20 protein-coding genes are annotated in these 20,203 nt (G+C 37.0%); 14 read left to right on the forward strand and 6 right to left on the reverse strand.

Annotated elements, in window-relative coordinates; genetic code table 11:
• Nucleotides 1–19 precede the first annotated feature (19 nt).
• On the forward strand, nucleotides 20–286 hold the full coding sequence (locus tag CNQ82_RS05250; protein ID WP_047132399.1) for a phosphocarrier protein HPr: 267 nt from the start codon (nucleotides 20–22) through the stop codon (nucleotides 284–286).
• A gap of 1 nt (nucleotide 287) precedes the next feature.
• Complete coding sequence (gene ptsP, locus CNQ82_RS05255; RefSeq protein WP_123144393.1) at nucleotides 288–2,009, forward strand: phosphoenolpyruvate--protein phosphotransferase; 1,722 nt, start codon at nucleotides 288–290, stop codon at nucleotides 2,007–2,009.
• A gap of 351 nt (nucleotides 2,010–2,360) precedes the next feature.
• On the opposite strand, the gene CNQ82_RS05260 is transcribed toward ptsP, so the two are convergent.
• The gene (locus tag CNQ82_RS05260) at nucleotides 2,361–2,597 is read right to left on the reverse strand and encodes a glutaredoxin family protein (protein WP_123144394.1); all 237 of its coding nucleotides are present in this window, start codon (nucleotides 2,595–2,597) and stop codon (nucleotides 2,361–2,363) included.
• Nucleotides 2,598–2,827: 230 nt separating this feature from the next.
• Here CNQ82_RS05260 and CNQ82_RS05265 point away from each other — a divergent pair, with 230 nt between their 5' ends.
• The 3 genes from CNQ82_RS05265 to CNQ82_RS05275 all read left to right on the forward strand — a co-directional run bounded on the left by CNQ82_RS05265 (nucleotide 2,828) and on the right by CNQ82_RS05275 (nucleotide 5,970).
• Entirely contained in the window at nucleotides 2,828–4,183 is a 1,356-nt protein-coding gene (locus CNQ82_RS05265; protein ID WP_123144395.1) for a cytochrome ubiquinol oxidase subunit I, read from the forward strand.
• Nucleotides 4,180–5,211 carry a cytochrome d ubiquinol oxidase subunit II gene (locus CNQ82_RS05270; RefSeq protein WP_123144396.1) on the forward strand — a complete coding sequence of 344 codons (1,032 nt, stop codon included), beginning with the start codon at nucleotides 4,180–4,182 and terminating at the stop codon, nucleotides 5,209–5,211. The genes CNQ82_RS05265 and CNQ82_RS05270 overlap by 4 nt, the downstream gene beginning before the upstream one ends.
• 99 nt (nucleotides 5,212–5,310) lie before the next feature.
• Complete coding sequence (locus tag CNQ82_RS05275; RefSeq protein WP_123144397.1) at nucleotides 5,311–5,970, forward strand: potassium channel family protein; 660 nt, start codon at nucleotides 5,311–5,313, stop codon at nucleotides 5,968–5,970.
• Between the two features lie 381 nt (nucleotides 5,971–6,351).
• On the opposite strand, the gene hxlB is transcribed toward CNQ82_RS05275, so the two are convergent.
• Nucleotides 6,352–6,897: a 6-phospho-3-hexuloisomerase gene (gene hxlB, locus CNQ82_RS05280; protein ID WP_123144398.1), complete on the reverse strand. Its 546-nt coding sequence runs from the start codon at nucleotides 6,895–6,897 to the stop codon at nucleotides 6,352–6,354.
• A 3-nt stretch (nucleotides 6,898–6,900) separates the two neighbouring features.
• Entirely contained in the window at nucleotides 6,901–7,533 is a 633-nt protein-coding gene (gene hxlA / locus CNQ82_RS05285; RefSeq protein ID WP_012664254.1) for a 3-hexulose-6-phosphate synthase, read from the reverse strand.
• Between the two features lie 188 nt (nucleotides 7,534–7,721).
• On the opposite strand from hxlA, the gene CNQ82_RS05290 reads away from it, so the two are divergent.
• Nucleotides 7,722–8,063 (forward strand): winged helix-turn-helix transcriptional regulator, encoded by a 342-nt coding sequence (locus tag CNQ82_RS05290; protein WP_095105995.1) that lies wholly within the window; start codon nucleotides 7,722–7,724, stop codon nucleotides 8,061–8,063.
• An 80-nt stretch (nucleotides 8,064–8,143) separates the two neighbouring features.
• On the opposite strand, the gene rnjA is transcribed toward CNQ82_RS05290, so the two are convergent.
• From rnjA to def, 3 genes are all read right to left on the reverse strand, one after another.
• Entirely contained in the window at nucleotides 8,144–10,075 is a 1,932-nt protein-coding gene (gene rnjA, locus CNQ82_RS05295; protein ID WP_123144399.1) for a ribonuclease J1, read from the reverse strand.
• Nucleotides 10,075–10,290, reverse strand: coding sequence for a DNA-dependent RNA polymerase subunit epsilon (locus CNQ82_RS05300; protein WP_095105993.1), 216 nt, complete (start codon nucleotides 10,288–10,290; stop codon nucleotides 10,075–10,077). Before CNQ82_RS05300 ends, rnjA begins: the two co-directional genes overlap by 1 nt.
• Nucleotides 10,291–10,736: 446 nt before the next feature.
• Nucleotides 10,737–11,291 carry a peptide deformylase gene (gene def, locus CNQ82_RS05305; RefSeq protein ID WP_095105990.1) on the reverse strand — a complete coding sequence of 185 codons (555 nt, stop codon included), beginning with the start codon at nucleotides 11,289–11,291 and terminating at the stop codon, nucleotides 10,737–10,739.
• 406 nt (nucleotides 11,292–11,697) lie between these two features.
• Between def and CNQ82_RS05310 the strand changes: the two genes are divergently transcribed.
• From CNQ82_RS05310 to CNQ82_RS05345, 8 genes are all read left to right on the forward strand, one after another.
• Nucleotides 11,698–12,807 carry an RNA-guided endonuclease InsQ/TnpB family protein gene (locus CNQ82_RS05310; RefSeq protein WP_123144400.1) on the forward strand — a complete coding sequence of 370 codons (1,110 nt, stop codon included), beginning with the start codon at nucleotides 11,698–11,700 and terminating at the stop codon, nucleotides 12,805–12,807.
• Between the two features lie 201 nt (nucleotides 12,808–13,008).
• Entirely contained in the window at nucleotides 13,009–13,641 is a 633-nt protein-coding gene (locus CNQ82_RS05315) for a YkyA family protein (RefSeq protein ID WP_123144401.1), read from the forward strand.
• 168 nt (nucleotides 13,642–13,809) lie between these two features.
• Nucleotides 13,810–14,922, forward strand: coding sequence for a pyruvate dehydrogenase (acetyl-transferring) E1 component subunit alpha (pdhA, locus tag CNQ82_RS05320; RefSeq protein ID WP_123144402.1), 1,113 nt, complete (start codon nucleotides 13,810–13,812; stop codon nucleotides 14,920–14,922).
• Nucleotides 14,923–14,925: 3 nt separating this feature from the next.
• A complete protein-coding gene (locus tag CNQ82_RS05325; protein ID WP_123144403.1) occupies nucleotides 14,926–15,903 on the forward strand; it encodes an alpha-ketoacid dehydrogenase subunit beta in 978 nt (325 codons plus the stop codon).
• Nucleotides 15,904–16,248: 345 nt separating this feature from the next.
• Entirely contained in the window at nucleotides 16,249–17,589 is a 1,341-nt protein-coding gene (locus CNQ82_RS05330) for a dihydrolipoamide acetyltransferase family protein (RefSeq protein WP_123144404.1), read from the forward strand.
• Between the two features lie 3 nt (nucleotides 17,590–17,592).
• Nucleotides 17,593–18,999, forward strand: a complete 1,407-nt coding sequence (gene lpdA / locus CNQ82_RS05335) for a dihydrolipoyl dehydrogenase (RefSeq protein ID WP_123144405.1) — start codon at nucleotides 17,593–17,595, stop codon at nucleotides 18,997–18,999.
• 133 nt (nucleotides 19,000–19,132) lie between these two features.
• Complete coding sequence (locus CNQ82_RS05340; protein ID WP_123144406.1) at nucleotides 19,133–19,411, forward strand: UPF0223 family protein; 279 nt, start codon at nucleotides 19,133–19,135, stop codon at nucleotides 19,409–19,411.
• Between the two features lie 240 nt (nucleotides 19,412–19,651).
• A complete protein-coding gene (locus tag CNQ82_RS05345) occupies nucleotides 19,652–20,191 on the forward strand; it encodes a helix-turn-helix domain-containing protein (RefSeq protein ID WP_123144407.1) in 540 nt (179 codons plus the stop codon).
• Nucleotides 20,192–20,203 lie beyond the last annotated feature (12 nt).

Raw genomic sequence — 20,203 nt, forward strand, 5'->3', positions numbered from 1 at the left:
GCGAAGGAGAAAGATTATTATGGAACAACAATCATACACTATCATCGACGAAACAGGTATTCATGCTCGTCCAGCTACAATGCTTGTACAAACAGCTTCAAAATTTGATTCAGATATTCAATTAGAATATAACGGCAAAAAAGTCAACTTGAAATCTATTATGGGTGTTATGAGTTTAGGTGTCGGCAAAGATGCAGAAATCACTATCTACGCTGACGGCAGTGACGAAGCAGACGCAATCCAAGCAATCACTGAAGTGTTATCTAAAGAAGGACTAACTGAATAATATGGCTAAACACATCAAAGGCATTGCAGCATCTGACGGTGTTGCAATTGCAAAAGCCTATTTATTAGTTGAGCCCGACTTATCATTCGATAATGAACCGGTGACGGATACGGATGCAGAAGTTGCTAAATTCAATGGCGCACTTAATAAATCTAAAGTTGAATTAACTAAAATTAAAGAAAATGCCGAAAAACAATTGGGCGCAGATAAAGCAGCGATTTTCGAGGCACATTTATTAGTGTTAGATGATCCTGAACTTATCCAACCGATTGAAGATAAAATTAAGAATGAAAATGTTAATGCTGCACAAGCTTTAACAGATATTTCAAACCAATTTATCACAATATTTGAATCAATGGATAACGAATATATGGCTGAACGTGCAGCTGATATCCGCGATGTTTCTAAACGTGTATTAGCGCACATCTTAGGTGTTGATTTACCTAATCCAAGTATCATTGATGAAAGCGTAGTCATTATAGGGAATGACTTGACTCCTTCTGATACAGCACAATTGAACAAACAATATGTGCAAGGGTTTGTAACAAACATCGGAGGCAGAACATCTCACTCAGCTATTATGAGCCGCTCGTTAGAAATTCCGGCAGTTGTAGGTACAAAATCTATTACTGAGGAAGTTGAAGCGGGAGACACTATTATCGTTGATGGTATGACTGGTGACGTACTTATCAATCCAAGCGATGAGGTAATTGCAGAATATCAAGAAAAATGCGATAATTTCTTTAAAGATAAGAAAGAATTGCAAAAATTGCGTGATGCAGAATCAGTAACTGCTGATGGCCATCATGTCGAACTGGCAGCGAATATCGGAACACCTAATGACTTACCAGGTGTGATTGAAAATGGCGCAGAAGGTATTGGTTTATACAGAACTGAATTCTTATACATGGGCAGAGATCAAATGCCGACTGAAGAAGAACAGTTCGAAGCGTATAAAACAGTATTAGAATCCATGGAAGGCAAACGTGTAGTAGTGCGTACTTTAGATATCGGCGGCGACAAAGAGTTGCCTTATCTTGACTTGCCTGAAGAAATGAACCCATTCTTAGGTTACCGTGCGATTCGTCTTTGCCTAGCGCAACCTGAAATTTTCCGACCACAACTACGTGCGTTGTTACGTGCGTCAGTCTTCGGTAAATTGAACATTATGTTTCCGATGGTTGCAACACTTCAAGAGTTCCGTGACGCGAAAGCCTTACTTGAAGAAGAACGTGCAAATCTTAAAAATGAAGGCTACGAAGTGGCAGATGACATTGAATTAGGAATTATGGTAGAGATTCCTTCAACAGCTGCACTTGCTGATGTATTTGCGAAAGAAGTTGATTTCTTCAGTATCGGAACAAACGACTTAATTCAATACACAATGGCTGCTGACCGTATGTCAGAACGTGTCTCTTATTTATACCAACCATACAATCCAGCAATTTTACGTTTGGTTAAACAAGTAATCGAAGCTTCTCATGCAGAAGGTAAATGGACAGGTATGTGCGGTGAAATGGCCGGCGATCAAACAGCAGTTCCATTGTTGTTAGGTTTCGGTTTAGATGAGTTCTCTATGAGTGCAACATCTATTTTGAAAACACGTCGTTTAATCAGAAAGCTCAATGAAAGTGATATGAAAGAATTAGGCGAAAAAGCTATTCAATGTGCGACTCAAGATGAAGTTGTAGCATTAGTTAAAGAATACACTCAAAACGCTTAAGGGTTATCTTAAAAAATAAACCGTGCAAGCATGAATTTTCGAGTTCATGCTTGCACGGTTATTTGTGTGCAGAAATTTAATGAATAGAGGAACGGGACATCAATTTGTCTCACCTCTAACAACTGTTCAAACAATATTTAATTGTGCGTACGTAACTTTATCTTTTACAAATTTGTGACAAAATATTAGGATGAAAAAACTATATAATGTGAAAACTGATTAGAATAATTGTAAAGAAGCCTTAGGAAGCGTAACATAGTTAGTACTGTGTCAATGTACTGAGCAAATTATAATTGTTTAAACTCATACACTTCATGGTAAATATAAGAATACAGTGCATTCTATTACAGTTTAGGCATAATCGATATGAAGTAATTGATTTATTTTATCTAAATCAACCTGATACATAGGTTCTTGATCGATTAAGATAAAAGGTGTTGAAAAGGCATCATAATCAATCATTTCATTACGATATTCCGAGTTTGCAATATTTTTTTCAGTATAAGCAACGTTATGCTCATCTAAATAATTTTTCACAAATTGGCACGGCGGGCAATCATTTTGTGTATAAATTGTTACTTGAGTCATTGTTAAATCTTCCTTTTTTAATAAATTGATGATTTAACCTTATTAAAAGTGAAAAATAAAATCAAGCTTGGTGCATCATGCGTAACGAGATAGAATGCTGCGAGATATACCACATGTGTGAAGTTGAAATTAAGAATCCGCTTCAAGATCAACATCAAATATACACCTCAACTTCTTAGAAACTTGCGGGCATTATACAGTATCAAATATAAAAAGATTAGGGTGATATCATGGAAGCGGTAGAATTAAGCAGATTTTTAACTGCTATGACTTTAGCTGTCCACATAGTTTTCGCTACCATCGGCGTGGGGATGCCGCTAATGTTCGTAATTGCTGAATTTATCGGCATCAAAAAGAACAGCGCTCGCTATATAACATTAGCTAAAAGATGGGCGAAAGGCTATGCAATTACAGTTGCAGTCGGCGTTGTAACCGGTACAATTATCGAGCTGCAATTATCATTATTATGGCCGACATTTATGAAAACAGCAGGACACGTCATTGCCTTGCCATTATTCATGGAAGTATTCGCATTCTTCTTTGAAGCGATTTTCTTAAGTATTTATTTCTATACTTGGAATAGATTTAAAAATAAATGGACACACATGATTATTGGTTTACCTGTTGTTATCGGCGGTATGTTGTCAGCGTTCTTCATTACTTCAGTGAACTCCTTCATGAATACGCCAGCAGGATTCCAAATGAAAGATGGACGTATGATTCACGTGGACCCAGTTGCAGCAATGTTCAACGCTTCATTCGGTGTAAGACAGTTCCACGTTATTATGACAGCTGTCATGACAATGGCATTCTTATTAGCAGCGATTGCAGCATTTAAATTATTGCGAGATAAAATTCCGCAAGATAGAGACTATCATAGAAGTGCATTAAAATTGACAATGATTGTCGGTTTGATTTTTACAGTAGGTTCTATCTTAGCAGGGGATATGTCAGCGAAATTCTTGCATAAAGAGCAACCTGAAAAATTAGCAGCATACGAATGGCATTTCGATACTCAAAAACGTGCAGATTTACAAGTGTTCGGTGTCTTGAACGAAAAAGATCAGAAAGTAACCGGTGCTATTAAAATTCCTGGTATGCTCAGCTTCTTATCTGACAACAATATCAACACTAAAGTAGAAGGATTGAATGAATTCCCTAAAGATACGCAACCACCTATGATTGTCCATTACTTCTTCGACTTAATGGTCACAGGCGGTATCTTCTGCTTAGTCGTATCAGGTGTTTATACACTCACAAGAATCGTTAAAAAATGGCGTAAATTCTCTGTGAACAAAGTGTTGCTGTACGCAACCTTGATTACAGGACCGGCTGCAATGTTATCAATTGAATTTGGTTGGTTCCTTACAGAAATGGGCCGTCAACCATGGATTATCAGAGGTTACATGAAAGTTTCAGATGCAGCAACTAATGCAGGCGGCTTGACTGGCGTTACGATTGCATTCGGATTAGTTTACTTTATTATTCTGTTCACATCAGCTTATGTACTGATTCGTATGTTCAGAAACAAACCGCCATATAAAGATATTGAGAAATTAGAAGGAAACCGAGGTGAAGCATCATGAGTTTCACAGCATTAGGAATGATCGTACTGTACTTGTTCTTATTCTTTTACATCGTCATTGCTTCAATTGACTTTGGTGCTGGTGTTTTCATCTTGCAATCTCGATTAAGAGGAACAGAAAAAACACTGACTCCGGTCATTGCACGTTATTTAAATCCAATTTGGGAAGTTACTAACGTGTTCTTAGTATTCTTTACAGTAGGTATCGTAGGATTCTTCCCTGACTTTGCCTATTACTATGGAACAGTGTTACTCGTTCCAGGGTCTATCGGATTACTGTTATTGACAATGCGCGGCAGTTTCTATGCTTTCCAAAACTACGGTGTAGATTCCAAGTTCTCTTGGCTATTGATTTATAGTGTGTGCGGTTTATTAATTCCGCCATCTCTTAGTATGGGACTGGTAATTTCTGAAGGCGGCTATATTACGAAACATGGCGGCCATGTAGACTTGAACTGGGCTGACTTATTCTTTAGTCCATTTGCTTGGGCCATCGTCTTCTTAGCTCTTGTTTCAGTGATGTATATTTCATCAGGTTTCCTAACATACTATGCTAGAAAAGCCAGATCGATGAAAGCATATGCATTACTTAGAAAGTGGTTCATTTTCTGGGGACCGCCAATGGCCCTTGTATCATTATTCGCATTTATTACCTTGCGTACGCAAAACAAAGAACATTTTGATACAGCTGTTACACAATACTGGTGGTTATTCTTAATCAGTATCATCTGCTTACTTGCAGCTTGGGTACTCACAATTATGAAGAAATCTCCAGGCACAGCATTTATTTTAGTCATTCTTCAAATGGCTACAGCAATCGGCGGATACGGCATCAGTAAATGGCCATATATTCTTTATCCGTTTATCAATGGTAACGTCAATAAAACAGATGACCCAATGGCGTTAGCACTCACAGTTGCAGCAGTTTGTGGTTTACTTTTATTGATACCATCGTTAATATTATTAATGAGATTATTCATCTTCAACAAAGATTACGTTGAAGGTAAAAGTGAAGAAGGTCATTATTAATATTTAAAATCAGATGGGGCGAGGCAATCTATAGACTTGGTTTCAGCCAAACTATAGTTCAACATTGCCTGGTCCCATTTTTATTTTTCGGAGGTTACTATGGAAAAAGAATTTGTAGTGATTGGATTAGGACGCTTCGGCGGAAGTATTGTCAGAGAACTCAATGCGCTAGGCATGGACGTCATGGCAATCGATATGAGCGAAGCACGCGTTAATGAATACAGTGAAATAGCGACACATGCAGTAGTTGCAGATACTACAGATGAAGCAGTGATGAAAAGTTTAGGGATCAGAAACTTCGATCAAGTCATCGTAGCTATTGGTGAAAACATTCAAACAAGTACATTAACCACTTTAATCCTTAAAGAACTGGGTGTTAAAAAAGTTATCGCCAAAGCACAAAATGATTATCATGCTAAAATCTTGAACAAAATCGGTGCCGACTTAGTGGTACACCCTGAACGCGACATGGGTCGTCGTATCGCACATAACATCGCCAGCGCCAGCGTACTCGACTACTTAGAACTCGCCGACGAATACTCTATCGTCGAAGCCAAAGCAAACGAACGAATTGCAGGCCAAACAATCGTAGACCTAGACATCCGTGCACATTACGGCATCAATATTATCGCTATCAAACGCGACAAAGATGTCATCATCTCGCCAGACCCTAACATGAATATCGAATTAGGCGATATCCTCATCATGATCGGTCATGATAACGACCTGAACCGCTTCGAGAAAAAAGTAGTCCGCTAATATATTTCATCGCGCCGTTGTGCGGCAAAGTTGATGAGAATAGAAAGCAAGGATTGGAACAATTTAGATGTTCCGGTCCTTTTTTCTTGGGATTTTTTGGGAAAAGAAAGCTTTAGAGAGAAGGTGTGATGAGAAGAGTAGTTCTTGAGGGGAGAGGCGAGGGAGAGTGTGCGGAATGTTTTTTACGAAACTGTCTAGGCAGCGGTGGAGAGCTTATACACATAGGGTCGAAACTGTCTAGGCGACGATGCTGAGCCTCTACACATAGCCCCCAAACTGTCTAGGCGGCGATTTGGAGCCTTTACAGTTTCAGGCTCACCATAGAAAAAAGGCCAGAACATTTTTCATGTCCTGACCTTCAACTCATTAATTAATATCATTTTATTCTAAATTCGCATGATTTTTCTGCATTGCCGTTTCATCAATATTGAAATCCTGCATGAAGTCCAGCACAACGGCATCTAAGAAAAGTTGTGCAGATTGTTCAAACAAACTGCCGAGCGGCTGTTCTGAACCTTCAGCATCATATTTCGTACCAGCTGGCAATTCGATAACCGTATCGGCAAGTTCGCCGATTTTAGAATCAGGTTGAGTGGTAATCAAGGCTACTTTAGCGCCTTCACCTTTGGCTTTTTCAGCAAGCAGACGTAAATGTTCTGTACTGCCTGAACCTGAAATGACGATAAACAAGTCGCCTTCATGAATCGAAGGCGTCGTAATGCCGCCGATGATGAAAGCAGGTTGTTCAAGCTGATTCAAACGCATCGTAAAGCTGTCTGCGACAAAGCCTGAGCGACCTTTGCCGGCTACGAAAATATGCTTAGCATCTTTCACAGCCTGTTCAAAGTTTTCAACATCTTCATCTTTGACGTTGGATAAAGTCGTTTTCAACTCATCCAAAATCAATGGATATTGTAGTTTGGCCATAGATTATTCACCCTTAACTGCGTCGCGGCAAGCTTTCGCAGCTTCTACAGGATCGTCAGCGTTTGCAATACCGCCACCAACGATAACTAAATCCGGACCTTCAGCTACGATATCTTTGATAGTATCCGGTTTGATTCCGCCAGCAACTGCAACTTTAGAATTTTTGATAACAGATTTAACTTTGTGCAAGTCTTCTAATGGAGATTTGCCTTCTGCTTGCAAGTCATAACCGATGTGTACTGCAATGTAGTCAGCACCCATTTCATCCAATTCTTTCGCACGTTTTTCAATATCTTGCACTGCAATCATGTCGACTAATAATTGTTTATCATTTTTGTGTGCTTCTTCGATGGCAGCTTTGATTGATGCGTCTTCAGCCACACCTAAGATAGTCACAACGTCAGCGCCGAATTTAACTGCTTGGCTGACTTCGTAATCTGCAGCGTCCATAATTTTCATATCTGCAAGCACTTTAACACCGTCAATATGCTCGTCCATGTATTGCACTGATGGCAAGCCTTCGTTATATATGATAGGAGTACCGATTTCTACGATATCAACATAATCTTTTACTTTATTAGCTAATTCTGCCGCTTCTTCTTTATTTAATAAATCAATTGCTAATTGTAGTTCCAAAATAATTCATCCTTTCATATCTAATGTATATCAAGTATTACATAGCATATAAAACCTGACAATACTGACAATAATAGCAGTGTTATCCTATTAATAAACAGTTGATAATAACCTTCAATTTACATCTAAGTTTAAAACATAAACATTAAAGATTATATGCATATCAAAAAATACAAGGAGCATTCCCAATGTTAATAGAGTATGACAATAAAGAATTTTTTACCTCTAAAGATTTAGCACTTTCAGTAATAGGAGGAAAGTGGAAGATTCCGATTATCTTTCATTTACTAGAATCGAAAGTTTTAAGGTTAAGCGAATTTGAGAAAAGATTACCAGACGTGAATCAACGTATGTTAATTAGACAATTAAGAGAGTTAGAGAATGATCAAATTATTGAAAGAGTCGTCTATCCAGTAGTACCACCAAAAGTAGAATATAGATTGACGGAAATCGGTCAGTCCTTAGATAAAGTTGTATATGCAATTTGTGAGTGGGGAGACGAGTTTTTAGACTTTATCTCTAAAAAATAAAACGAAAAGGGATTTGAAACATAATTTTGTTTCAAATCCCTTTTCTGAACTAGGAACAGCTATCTCGCTCCCAATCAATACTATTCTTTATTAGAATCAGATTTATTTTTTGATTTTGCTTGAGATGATGGTTCTTGCTTAGAACCTGATTCATTTTTAGCTTGTGGTTTATTATTTTTAGACTGAGGCTTTCGTCCATTAGTATTACGTTTTGCTGGACGCCCACCTTGGTTATTTTTGGAATCATTATTTTTATTAGATGATTTAACTTTAGAATTATTTTTCTTAGGTCTTGAATTTGATTTAGATTTAGATGGCTTAGTTATTTGTTCGCCATCTTCATTTACTTTCATAATAACAGGTAAAATCATCGGTTTACGTGCTGTTTTCTCATAAAGATAAGGTTGTAATGTTTCAATAATCGATGATTTGATTTGATGCCATTGAATATCTTTATTTTGATTTAATTTACTGATGACATCAGTTTTAATTCTACGCTGCGCATCGTAAATTAAATGACCTGATTCACGCATATAAACGAATCCGCGAGAAATAATATCAGGACCAGAAAGTAATGTATTAGTGTTGAAATCAATACTTACTACTACGATTACTAAACCTTCTTCAGATAAGAGTTTACGGTCACGAATGACGACATTACCAATATCGCCGATACCGCTTCCATCAACTAAAACATCACCAGAAGGGATACGTCCTGCTTTACGTGCAGAATCTCTCGTCAATGCCAATACATCGCCGTTATCAAAGATAAACACATTATCTTCGTCGACGCCGCATTGAATACCTGTTTGCGAGTGTGCTTTTAACATACGGTATTCACCATGAATCGGCATAAAGAATTTAGGTTGAATCAAGCGTAACATTAATTGTTGATCACCTTGAGATCCGTGTCCGGAAGTGTGGATATTAGAAATTTTACTATGAATAACATCCGCACCTGCACGATATAACGCATTAATTGTACGGTTAATACTTTTAGTGTTACCAGGAATAGGTGATGAACTGAATACCACTGTATCTTCAGGAATAATTTTAATTTGTTTGTGTGTTCCATTCGCAATTCTTGAAAGGGCAGCCATCGGTTCACCTTGAGAACCTGTACATAAAATCAACAATTCGTGTTTTGGCACAGAATTGATCTTGCTTGGTTCAATAAAAGTTTCTGGTGGTGCTTTGATATAGCCTAATTCCATACCGATTTTAATATTATTTTCCATTGAACGGCCGAAAACTACAATTTTGCGATTATATTTGATTGCAGCTTCAACTGCCTGTTGCACACGGTAAATATTAGAAGCAAATGTAGCAAAAATAATTCTGCCTGTACATTTACGGAAAATTTTGTCAACGTTTTGTCCTACTTCACGTTCGCTCAAAGTAAAGTTAGGCACTAAAGCATTAGTAGAATCAGAAAGAAGACAAAGCACACCTTCTTCTCCAATTTTTGCCATTTTAGCAATATTCGCAGGAGTTCCTACTGGGGTAAAATCAAATTTGAAGTCACCTGTATGCACGATTTTACCTTCTGGTGTATCAACTATGACACCGTAAGCTTCCGGAATACTGTGAGTAGTCAGATAAAATGAGATATTGAAATATTTCGAATCAATTTCTGTGTCTTCATTAATTTCATGCAACTCAGCAGTTCTAAGCAAATGGTGCTCTTCAAGTTTATTGCGGATTAATCCAAGTGCTAAAGGGCCACCATAAATCGGTATATTAAGTTCTTTAAGTAAGAAGGGCACACCGCCGATATGGTCTTCATGTCCATGTGTGATGAAAAGTCCGATAATCTTATCTTTGTTTTGTACAAGATAAGAATAATCAGGGATGACATAGTCAATCCCCAATAAATTGTCATCAGGAAATTTAATCCCTGCATCAATCAAGACAATCTCATCTTTATATTCGACTGCATACGTATTCTTGCCGACTTCACCAAGTCCGCCAAGCGCGTATACGCCGACCTCATTATTTTTTAATTGTTTCATTATTGAATATGCTCCACTTTAAAGTGATCAGATTGTTGTTCATATTCTAAATGTGCGCCCTCTAATTTAGTTATAAACTCAATATTATAATTTCTGTTTTTCAAATACTTTCTTACTTCTTCTTCAGAATTACCTTCAACGTAAATAGTGTGTGTGTTTTCACGTACGATTACTTCTGATTTGTCATCTTGAAAAAATACTTTGTAAATTGCCATAATTTATTTCTTCCTCCTATGTTTTCTGTTCTTATATATTATTAATTACAATCCTAGTTGTTATTTGTTGTCCAATTCATCTTAATAAGATTTGCTTGCTTATTCTTATAAATAAATACAACATACCAGCTTAACTGCCTAGTATGTTTGCCAGGATTATTATTTTAAAGACGTTCTATTTTGAAATGAGACTCAGTATAATTGAGTATAGACTCGCACTGTTTTTACTCATTTTCAGTTACCTTTTATTTTACATGATGTATATCAATAAATAAAGCGGTTTTACTTTTATATCGATAATCTGACAGAGTACTTCTTTTAAAAAAGAGGAGCCGGGACGTAAAAATGTCCCAGTTCCTCTATCTGAACTGGCAATAGCTATCTGAATAGCTTCGCCAAGAAGGGACGACACGTCCCTTCATCAGTATTCTTTTTAAAAATTATTTTTAAAACAGACGGATTGCATCTTCATGGGGTTGTAATGGATTTTCTTTATCAATATGGTCATAGAACATAATACCATCTAAATGATCGATTTCATGTTGAACCACTATCGCAATATAACCTTTAAGGCGTAAATTGATATCGTTACCGTCAATATCTTTTGCTTTTACAGTTACGCGGTTATGACGATGTACAAGTCCTGGAATATCTTCATCCACACTCAAGCAGCCTTCACCAGTAGGTAGATAAGCCTCTTGAACGCTATAGCTGACAATTTTAGGGTTGATCAGCATTAATTCATAAGACTTGCCGTTGCCGTCATCAGGAAGATGGACAGCAAGCATACGCTTAGAAATGTTTAATTGCGGCGCAGCAATACCCACGCCTGAACGTAAACCGTATTTTTTCGCAATTTCATCATCTTGGCTATTAACTAAAAACTCATGCATTTCTTGAATTTTATTACGTTCTTCTTCTGATAAAGGAAACTCAACTTCTTTTGCTTTTTCACGAAGTGTAGGGTGTCCGTCTCTTATAATATCTTTCATAGTAATCATGTCATACACCGTCCTTATTATAAAATATAACAAAAAATATTGAGATAGAACAGAAAAGTATTTGCGAAATGAGCGGAAATTAATTAACATCATTATTGAAATACCCAAGGAGGCACAGTACAGTTACTAAAAATGTAATTAAAAGGCAGTAAATATCTCTGAATATAGTTATAATTGAATTGAGGTGATAATGATGAATAAGACTAAAGAAATAATTGGAAAATTAGGGAATGCTATTTCCACCCCATTTAATCCTAAATATACAGTACATAGTTGGGTTACGAACCCATTGCAACCTATTACATTACAAAATCAATTGGAAATTTTAACACATCACCGCAACTATCCTTGCTTTTAGCGGTTGTATCTATGGTTTTGGTCCATTTAAAAAAGGGGGTGGCAGGATATGCTGAGAGCATATAAAACCGAAATCAATCCTTCTTTTGAACAACGTCAGACCATCAACCAAACCATCGGTACATGTCGTTGGGTATACAACAAATTTATCGAGACTAACCAAAATTTCCATAAAACCGGACAATCATATATGAACGGTTTTGCTTTCAGCAAATGGATGAACAATGTATATCTTCCCAATAATCCTAATAAACATTGGATTAAACAAAGTGCCAGCAAAGCTGTCAAACAATCCATTATGAATGCACATCGTGCTTATCAGACATTTTTCAAAAATAAGCAAGGTTGTCCGAAGTTTAAGAAGAAATCCGGTATTGGAAGCTATTATTTGATTGGTACAATCCATATACAACGACATCGCATCCAATTGCCGAAGTTGGGATGGATTAAATTAAAAGAAAGAGGTTACATTCCAACAAATAATATAAAGTCGGCAACAGTCATCAGAGAATTCGATCGTTACTATGTATCTGTACTGATTGATTGTGAATGTCCCCTCCTCTCTAAACCGGAACAGACAGAGGGAATCGGTATTGATTTAGGATTGAAAGAGGCTGTGTTCACACCCTCCGGTGTAAAAATCAGAAGCTTCAAAACGAATCAAACCATTATCAAACTTGATAAATCTTTGAAACGACAGCAGCGAAAATTATCCAGAAAGAAAAAAGGTTCTCATAATTGGTATAAACAGTTGTTGAAAGTACAAAGATTATATAAACGTATCAAAAATATTAAAAAAGATATTAAACGCAAAGGCATACTCTCTATTCTCCGCACCAATCCGCAATTTATTACCGTTGAAAATTTAAACATCAAAGGCATGATGAGAAATAAAAGATTGGCCAACAGTTTTCAACAAATCGGACTCGGTTACATGGTTGAATGGTTGAAAATTAAATGTCGAGATTATGGTATTGAATTACGCCAAGTCGATAGATTTTATCCATCCAGTCAAATATGTTCTGATTGCGGTCACATACAACCTATGCCTTTGAATCAAAGAACGTATCATTGTAATCATTGCGGAATGATTAAAGACAGAGATATCAATGCCAGTATTAATTTGAAACAAGCAACAGATTACACCGTGATAGTGTAATAAAATAAAGAAAGGAAAACTGCTAAAAGGTTATCACACAATTTAAATGTATAGATAAAGTTTTAAACTACGGTGGGCTACATCGGAAGTAACGCTCTGGGAGAGGTTCATAGACCTGATTTCAATCGAAATCAACCTCATTGAAAAGAGAAATCCTCTAATAACATTTGAATATGTTTTTAGTAGCAGGCTAATCGATAAATGAAATTTAATAAGACGCTCGGTTTAGTAGTCGCATCTTCACTCGTATTAGGTGCTTGTTCAACAGATACGCACGAGATTAAAGAATACAACAAGACGCTTAAAGAAGCCGTCAACAAAGAAAATGCAGCAGTTAAAGTCGGAGAAAAACTAAACAAACTTACTAATGAGAAAAATGATTTAGCTAAGAAGATTAACGGGAAAGATACAAATAAAGTCGTCGATACTTCTAAGAAAATCATAGATAATGTCGATCAACGTAAGAAAGAATTCAAAAAAGAAGAAAACGCTTTCGACGCATCTGAAAAGAAATTTGATGAAGCAAAAAAACGTACTAGCAAAATTCGGAATGACAAACGTAAAAGTGGCATAGAAAAAACGAATAAAGCAATGGAAAAAAATTACAAAGCACATGATGACTATGCCAAAGCTTATACAAATAGTTTGGATAAAGAAAAAGATTTGTTCCAATATATTGTGAGTACTAATGACAAAGCAGAACAATCTAAAATTGATGAAAAAACGAAAGCCATTGATGATTCTTATAAAGATGTGAATAAGAAAATCAAAGACTACAGTAAAACACGTAATGAACGTGGCAAACAAATGGAAGCGGCTGAACAGATTAAATAAACAACACTAGTACAGTTTCATATTTCTTACTAGTACAGCCCTCTAAACTGTACTTTACATCAGTGATACAGAACTTTTTAATATTATTTAACAGTGTAGAGAATATATGTTATAATACTTATTGGATGAAATGAATTTTAATTATACGGGAAAGGTATGGTGAATTGAATGGCTCCGAAGTTACAAGCCCAATTCGACGCTGAAAAAGTATTGAAAGATACTGAAGCACAATTTAAGATGGTTCAAGTATTGGACCAAGACGGGAACGTAGTTAACGAAGACTTATTACCAGACTTATCTGATGAACAATTAGTTGAATTAATGGAAAGAATGGTTTGGACTCGTGTGTTAGACCAACGTTCTGTTTCATTAAACAGACAAGGACGCTTAGGTTTCTATGCACCTACAGCTGGTCAAGAAGCTTCACAACTTGCTTCTCAATATGCTCTTGAAAAAGGAGACTGGATTCTTCCAGGTTACCGTGATGTACCTCAATTGATTTGGCACGGTTTACCATTAACAGAAGCATTCTTATTCTCCAGAGGACATTTCAAAGGTAATCAAATGCCTGAAGGTGTAAACGCATTCAGTCCTCAAATTATTATCGGTGCACAGTACGTACAAACTGCTGGCGTAGCACTTGGTATTAAAAAACGCGGTAAAAAAGCAGTAGCAATTACTTATACTGGTGATGGTGGGTCATCACAAGGTGATTTCTACGAAGGTATCAACTTCGCTTCTGCATATAAAGTACCTGCAATCTTTGTAATTCAAAATAACAACTATGCGATCTCAACACCAAGAAGCAAACAAACTGCTGCTCATACATTAGCTCAAAAAGCAATTGCAGTAGGTATCCCTGGCATCCAAGTAGATGGTATGGACCCATTAGCAGTTTATCAAGCAACTAAAGAAGCACGTGATCGTGCAGTAAATGGCGAAGGACCAACTTTAATCGAAACAATGACTTATCGTTATGGTCCGCATACAATGGCTGGTGACGATCCAACTCGTTACAGAACTTCTGATGAAGATTCAGAATGGGAGAAAAAAGACCCATTAGTGCGTTTCAGAAAATTCTTAGAAGACAAAGGGTTATGGTCTGAAGAGAAAGAAACAGCAGTTATGGATCAAGCTAAAGATGACATTAAGAAAGCAATCAAAGAAGCTGATAAAGTTGAAAAACAAACAGTGACTGACTTAATGGATATCATGTATGAAGAAATGCCATCTAACTTGGCAGAACAATATGAAAATTACAAAGAGAAGGAGTCGAAGTAAACCATGGCACAAATGACAATGGTACAAGCAATTAACAACGCACTTAAAACTGAACTGCAAAATGATGAAAATGTGTTAGTTTTTGGTGAAGACGTTGGTGTTAACGGTGGCGTATTCCGTGTAACGGAAGGTTTACAAAAAGAATTCGGTGAAGATCGTGTATTCGATACACCATTAGCTGAGTCAGGAATCGGCGGTTTAGCATTAGGTTTATCTGCTGAAGGTTTCCGCCCAGTAATGGAAATCCAATTCTTAGGTTTCGTATTTGAAGTATTCGACTCTGTAGCTGGACAAATTGCACGTACACGTTTCCGTTCAGGTAACACTAAATCAGCACCTGTAACAATTCGTACTCCATTTGGCGGCGGTGTGCATACACCAGAACTTCATGCTGATAACTTAGAAGGTGTTTTAGCTCAATCTCCAGGATTGACTGTAGTTATTCCTTCTAACCCATACGATGCAAAAGGTTTATTGATCTCTGCAATTAAGAGCAATGACCCAGTTGTATATTTAGAACACATGAAATTGTATCGTTCATTCCGTGAAGAAGTTCCGGAAGAAGAATATGAAATTGAACTTGGAAAAGCAAAAGTGAAAAAAGAAGGTACAGACCTTACTGTTATCGCTTATGGCGCAATGGTTCAAGAATCATTAAAAGCAGTTGAAGAACTTGAAAAAGACGGTGTTTCTGTAGAAGTTATCGACTTGCGTACAGTTCAACCAGTTGATTATGAAACTTTAGTGGCTTCTGTTGAAAAAACAGGTCGTGCTGTAGTAGTACAAGAAGCGCAACGCCAAGCAGGTGTTGGTGCTCAAGTTGCAGCTGAATTAGCTGAACGTGCTATTCTTTCGTTAGAAGCTCCGATTGCTCGTGTTGCAGCAGCTGATACTGTTTATCCATTTACAGAAGCTGAAAACGTTTGGTTACCAAACAAAAACGATATCATCGAACAAGCTAACGCAACTTTAAACTTCTAATTGTATTCAATTAGAAAGTGAATCGGCATATTAACAATAGCTTTCGGGTAGATGACAACTGAGAACAGCTATCTGAAGGTTTGACAAAACATTTCTGTCCTTGCAGCTATTAAGTAGTGCAAGGGCAAATGGTTTGTCCGAGAAGTAAAATGATAAATTGAAGATAGATTTCGTTGAAACGGAATCAAGTTTTATGTCAGAATATAAACTAGAACAATATATTGATTTGATTTCAGTATGACTGTCGACTCAAGGGTTATAGCTTGAATAAATGACACTTTGTTTCAAATTTTGTTCTTTGTACTAGTTTATAAGACTTAAATTGACTTTTAGGAGGACAAGAACGTGGCATTTGAATTTAAATTACCCGATATTGGTGAAGGTATCCACGAAGGTGAAATTGTAAAGTGGTTTGTTAAAGCTGGAGACGAAATTGAAGAAGATGATATCTTAGCTGAGGTTCAAAATGATAAATCAGTTGTAGAAATTCCTTCTCCGGTTTCAGGTACTATTGAAGAAGTAGTAGTTGACGAAGGTACAGTAGCAGTTGTGGGTGATACAATTGTTAAAATTGATGCACCAGATGCTGAAGAAATGTCATTCAAAGGCGGACACAGCCACGATGACAGCAAAGAAGAAGCATCAGAACAACAAGAAACTAAACAACAAGCAGCAACAGTTTCAGAAGAAGGAACTGAAACAGCTTCTGGCGATGCACCGCAAACACCAACACAAGACGAAGAAATTGACGAAAACCGCGTTGTGAAAGCAATGCCTTCTGTTCGTAAATTTGCACGTGATAACGACGTTAATATCAAAGCTGTTAAAGGTACTGGTAAAAACGGACGTATTACAAAAGCAGACGTAGAAGCATACTTAAGCGGAGATACTAGCTCAAGCGTTGATGAAAGCGCTACATCAAGCGAAGCTGCATCTGCAGATACTTCATCAGCACAATCAGCACCTGTATCAGCTGAAGGCGAATTCCCAGAAACACGCGAAAAAATCCCTGCAATGCGTAAAGCAATTGCAAAAGCTATGGTAAACTCTAAACATACTGCGCCTCATGTAACATTAATGGACGAAGTAGAAGTACAAGCTTTATGGGATCACCGTAAAAAATTCAAAGAAATTGCTGCGGAACAAGGTACTAAATTAACATTCTTACCTTATGTTGTTAAAGCTTTAGTTTCAGCACTTAAAAAATACCCAGCATTAAACTCTGAATTTGACGAAGAAAACGGTGAAGTAGTAAACAAACACTACTGGAATATTGGTATTGCTGCTGATACAGAACGTGGTCTATTAGTACCAGTTGTTAAACACGCTGACCGCAAATCAATGTTCGAAATTTCAGATGAAATCAATGAACTTGCTGTTAAAGCACGTGATGGTAAATTGACTTCAGACGAAATGAAAGGTGCTTCATGCACAATCAGTAACATCGGTTCTGCAGGCGGTCAATGGTTCACTCCTGTAATTAACTACCCAGAAGTAGCTATTTTAGGAATCGGCCGTATTGCTCAAAAACCTATTGTTAAGGATGGGGAAATTGTAGCAGCACCTGTATTAGCATTATCATTAAGCTTTGACCATAGACAAATTGACGGAGCTACTGGTCAAAACGCAATGAATCACATCAAACGTTTATTAAATAATCCAGAATTATTATTAATGGAGGGGTAAAACATGGTAGTTGGTGATTTTCCAATTGAAACAGATACTATTGTAATCGGAGCAGGTCCAGGGGGTTATGTTGCAGCAATCCGCGCAGCACAATTAGGACAAAAAGTTACCATCGTTGAGAAAGGCGAATTAGGCGGTGTATGTCTTAACGTAGGATGTATCCCATCTAAAGCATTATTGCACGTTTCACACGTATTCCAAGAAGCACAGCATTCAGATAACTTAGGTATTATCGCTAAAGATGTTGAGCTTAAATATGACAAAGTACAAGACTTCAAAAAATCTGTCGTTAACAAATTAACAGGCGGTGTTGAAGGATTATTAAAAGGAAACAAAGTTGAAATTGTTAAAGGTGAAGCTTACTTCCACGACAGCAACAGCTTACGCGTTATGGATGAAAAAAGTGCACAAACTTACAACTTCAAAAATGCAATCATTGCTACAGGTTCTAGACCAATTGAAATTCCTAATTTCAAATTCGGCGAACGCGTTATCGACTCAACAGGTGCTTTAAACTTACAAGAAGCTCCTAAAAAATTAGTCGTAGTAGGCGGCGGTTACATTGGTTCTGAATTGGGCACAGCATTTGCGAACTTCGGTACAGAAGTTACAATTTTAGAAGGTGCTAAAGATATCTTAGGCGGCTTCGAAAAACAAATGACTCAACCAGTTAAGAAAAAAATGAAAGAAAAAGGTATTGAAATTGTTACTGAAGCAATGGCTAAATCTGCTGAAGAAACTGCAGATGGCGTTAAAGTAACTTATGAAGCTAAAGGTGAAGAAAAATCAATCGAAGCTGATTATGTATTAGTTACTGTTGGACGTCGTCCGAACACTGATGAAATGGGTCTTGAAGAAGTCGGCATCAAATTTGCAGACCGCGGATTATTAGAAGTTGACGATCAAAGCCGTACATCAGTTAAAAATATCTTTGCAATCGGTGATATCGTTCCTGGTTTACCACTTGCTCATAAAGCAAGTTATGAAGGTAAAGTTGCTGCTGAAGCAATTTCAGGTGAAAAATCTGCAGTAGACTATATCGGTATGCCAGCTGTATGCTTCACTGAACCAGAATTAGCAACAGTAGGTTACAACGAAGCACAAGCTAAAGAAGAAGGCTTGGATTATAAAGCTTCTAAATTCCCTTACGCTGCTAACGGTCGTGCTTTATCATTAGATGATACTAATGGATTTGTTAAATTGTTAACACTTAAAGAAGATGGTACTTTAATCGGTGCACAAGTTGTAGGTACTGGTGCGTCTGATCTTATCTCTGAATTAGGTTTAGCAATCGAATCTGGTATGAATGCTGAAGATATCGCATTAACAGTACATGCGCACCCAACTTTAGGTGAAATGAGCATGGAAGCTGCTGAAAAAGCAATCGGATTACCAATCCACACTATGTAATAAAACCCAACATTAGATTAAGCATATAATGAGAAACCGTCGAGCTATGGCTCGGCGGTTTTTCCATCTTTGGAATAGTAAAAGACGTGGTATAATACTATGGAAATCGACATAATAGAAGGAGGACAAACGAATGGAATACCAATACCCGATAGATGTTGATTGGTCACAAGATGAAATGCTTGCAGTTATCAATTTCTTTAATAAAATTGAAGATTACTACGAAAGAAAAGTAGAAGGTTCTGCTCTTAAAAACGCTTATAGCGACTTCAAAAAAGTAGTACCAGGTAAGGCAGACGAAAAAAATATCTTTGCTGAATTTGAAAAAAGCAGCGGTTATAACAGCTATAAAGTAGTGAAATTAGTGAAAGATAATCCTGAGGAAAAATATTTCAGTGCAAATGCAGAATAAAAAGCATCAATAATCTAAAAAAACCTTTTATATCAGACAGGGGCTGGGACAATTAGTTTGTTCTAGCCCTTTCTTTTTTACGTCAAAAATAAAATGAAAAGGTTACCAAGCAACTATTTACAAAATAACTTTCGGCAAAGTATAATAGTATAGCTAAACAAAAAGTTTGATAATACTAAACAAATCGAATCATTCAGACTTAAAAATTTAAGTTGAAATAGAAAGATATAGGTGAACAGTTTGAATATTGGTCAGAAACTGCGTAACTTACGTAAAATAAAAAATTTAACACAAGAAGAATTGGCAGAACGCACCGATTTATCGAAAGGTTATATTTCCCAAATTGAAAGTGGGCAATCCTCTCCCAGTATGGAAACCTTTTTGCATTTATTAGAAGTGCTCGGCACCTCTCCAGAATTATTTTTCAAAGAAAAACCCAAAGAAAAAATATTATATCCAAAAGCAGAGCAAGCTATTTACGACGAGTACGATGAAGGTTACATATTAAATTGGCCGATTAATCGATCCAACGAATTTGAGATGGAGCCACTGATCATTACGCTGCGTCCGCAAACCGCCTACAAAATCTTCAAACCATCAGAGTCAGACACATTCATTTACTGTCTCGAAGGCGTGTTGACTTTGAACTTAGGCGAGGAAGTTTATACAGCAAGAGAAGGAGATGCACTTTATTTCAAAGCAGAAAGCAATCACCAACTCTCAAATACTACACAAAGATACGCAAAGGCAATGATTGTTGCGACTGCGTCATATTTATAGGAGGAAAAGACA

This window comes from Staphylococcus debuckii (assembly GCF_003718735.1).
In the GTDB taxonomy this organism is placed as follows: domain Bacteria; phylum Bacillota; class Bacilli; order Staphylococcales; family Staphylococcaceae; genus Staphylococcus; species Staphylococcus debuckii.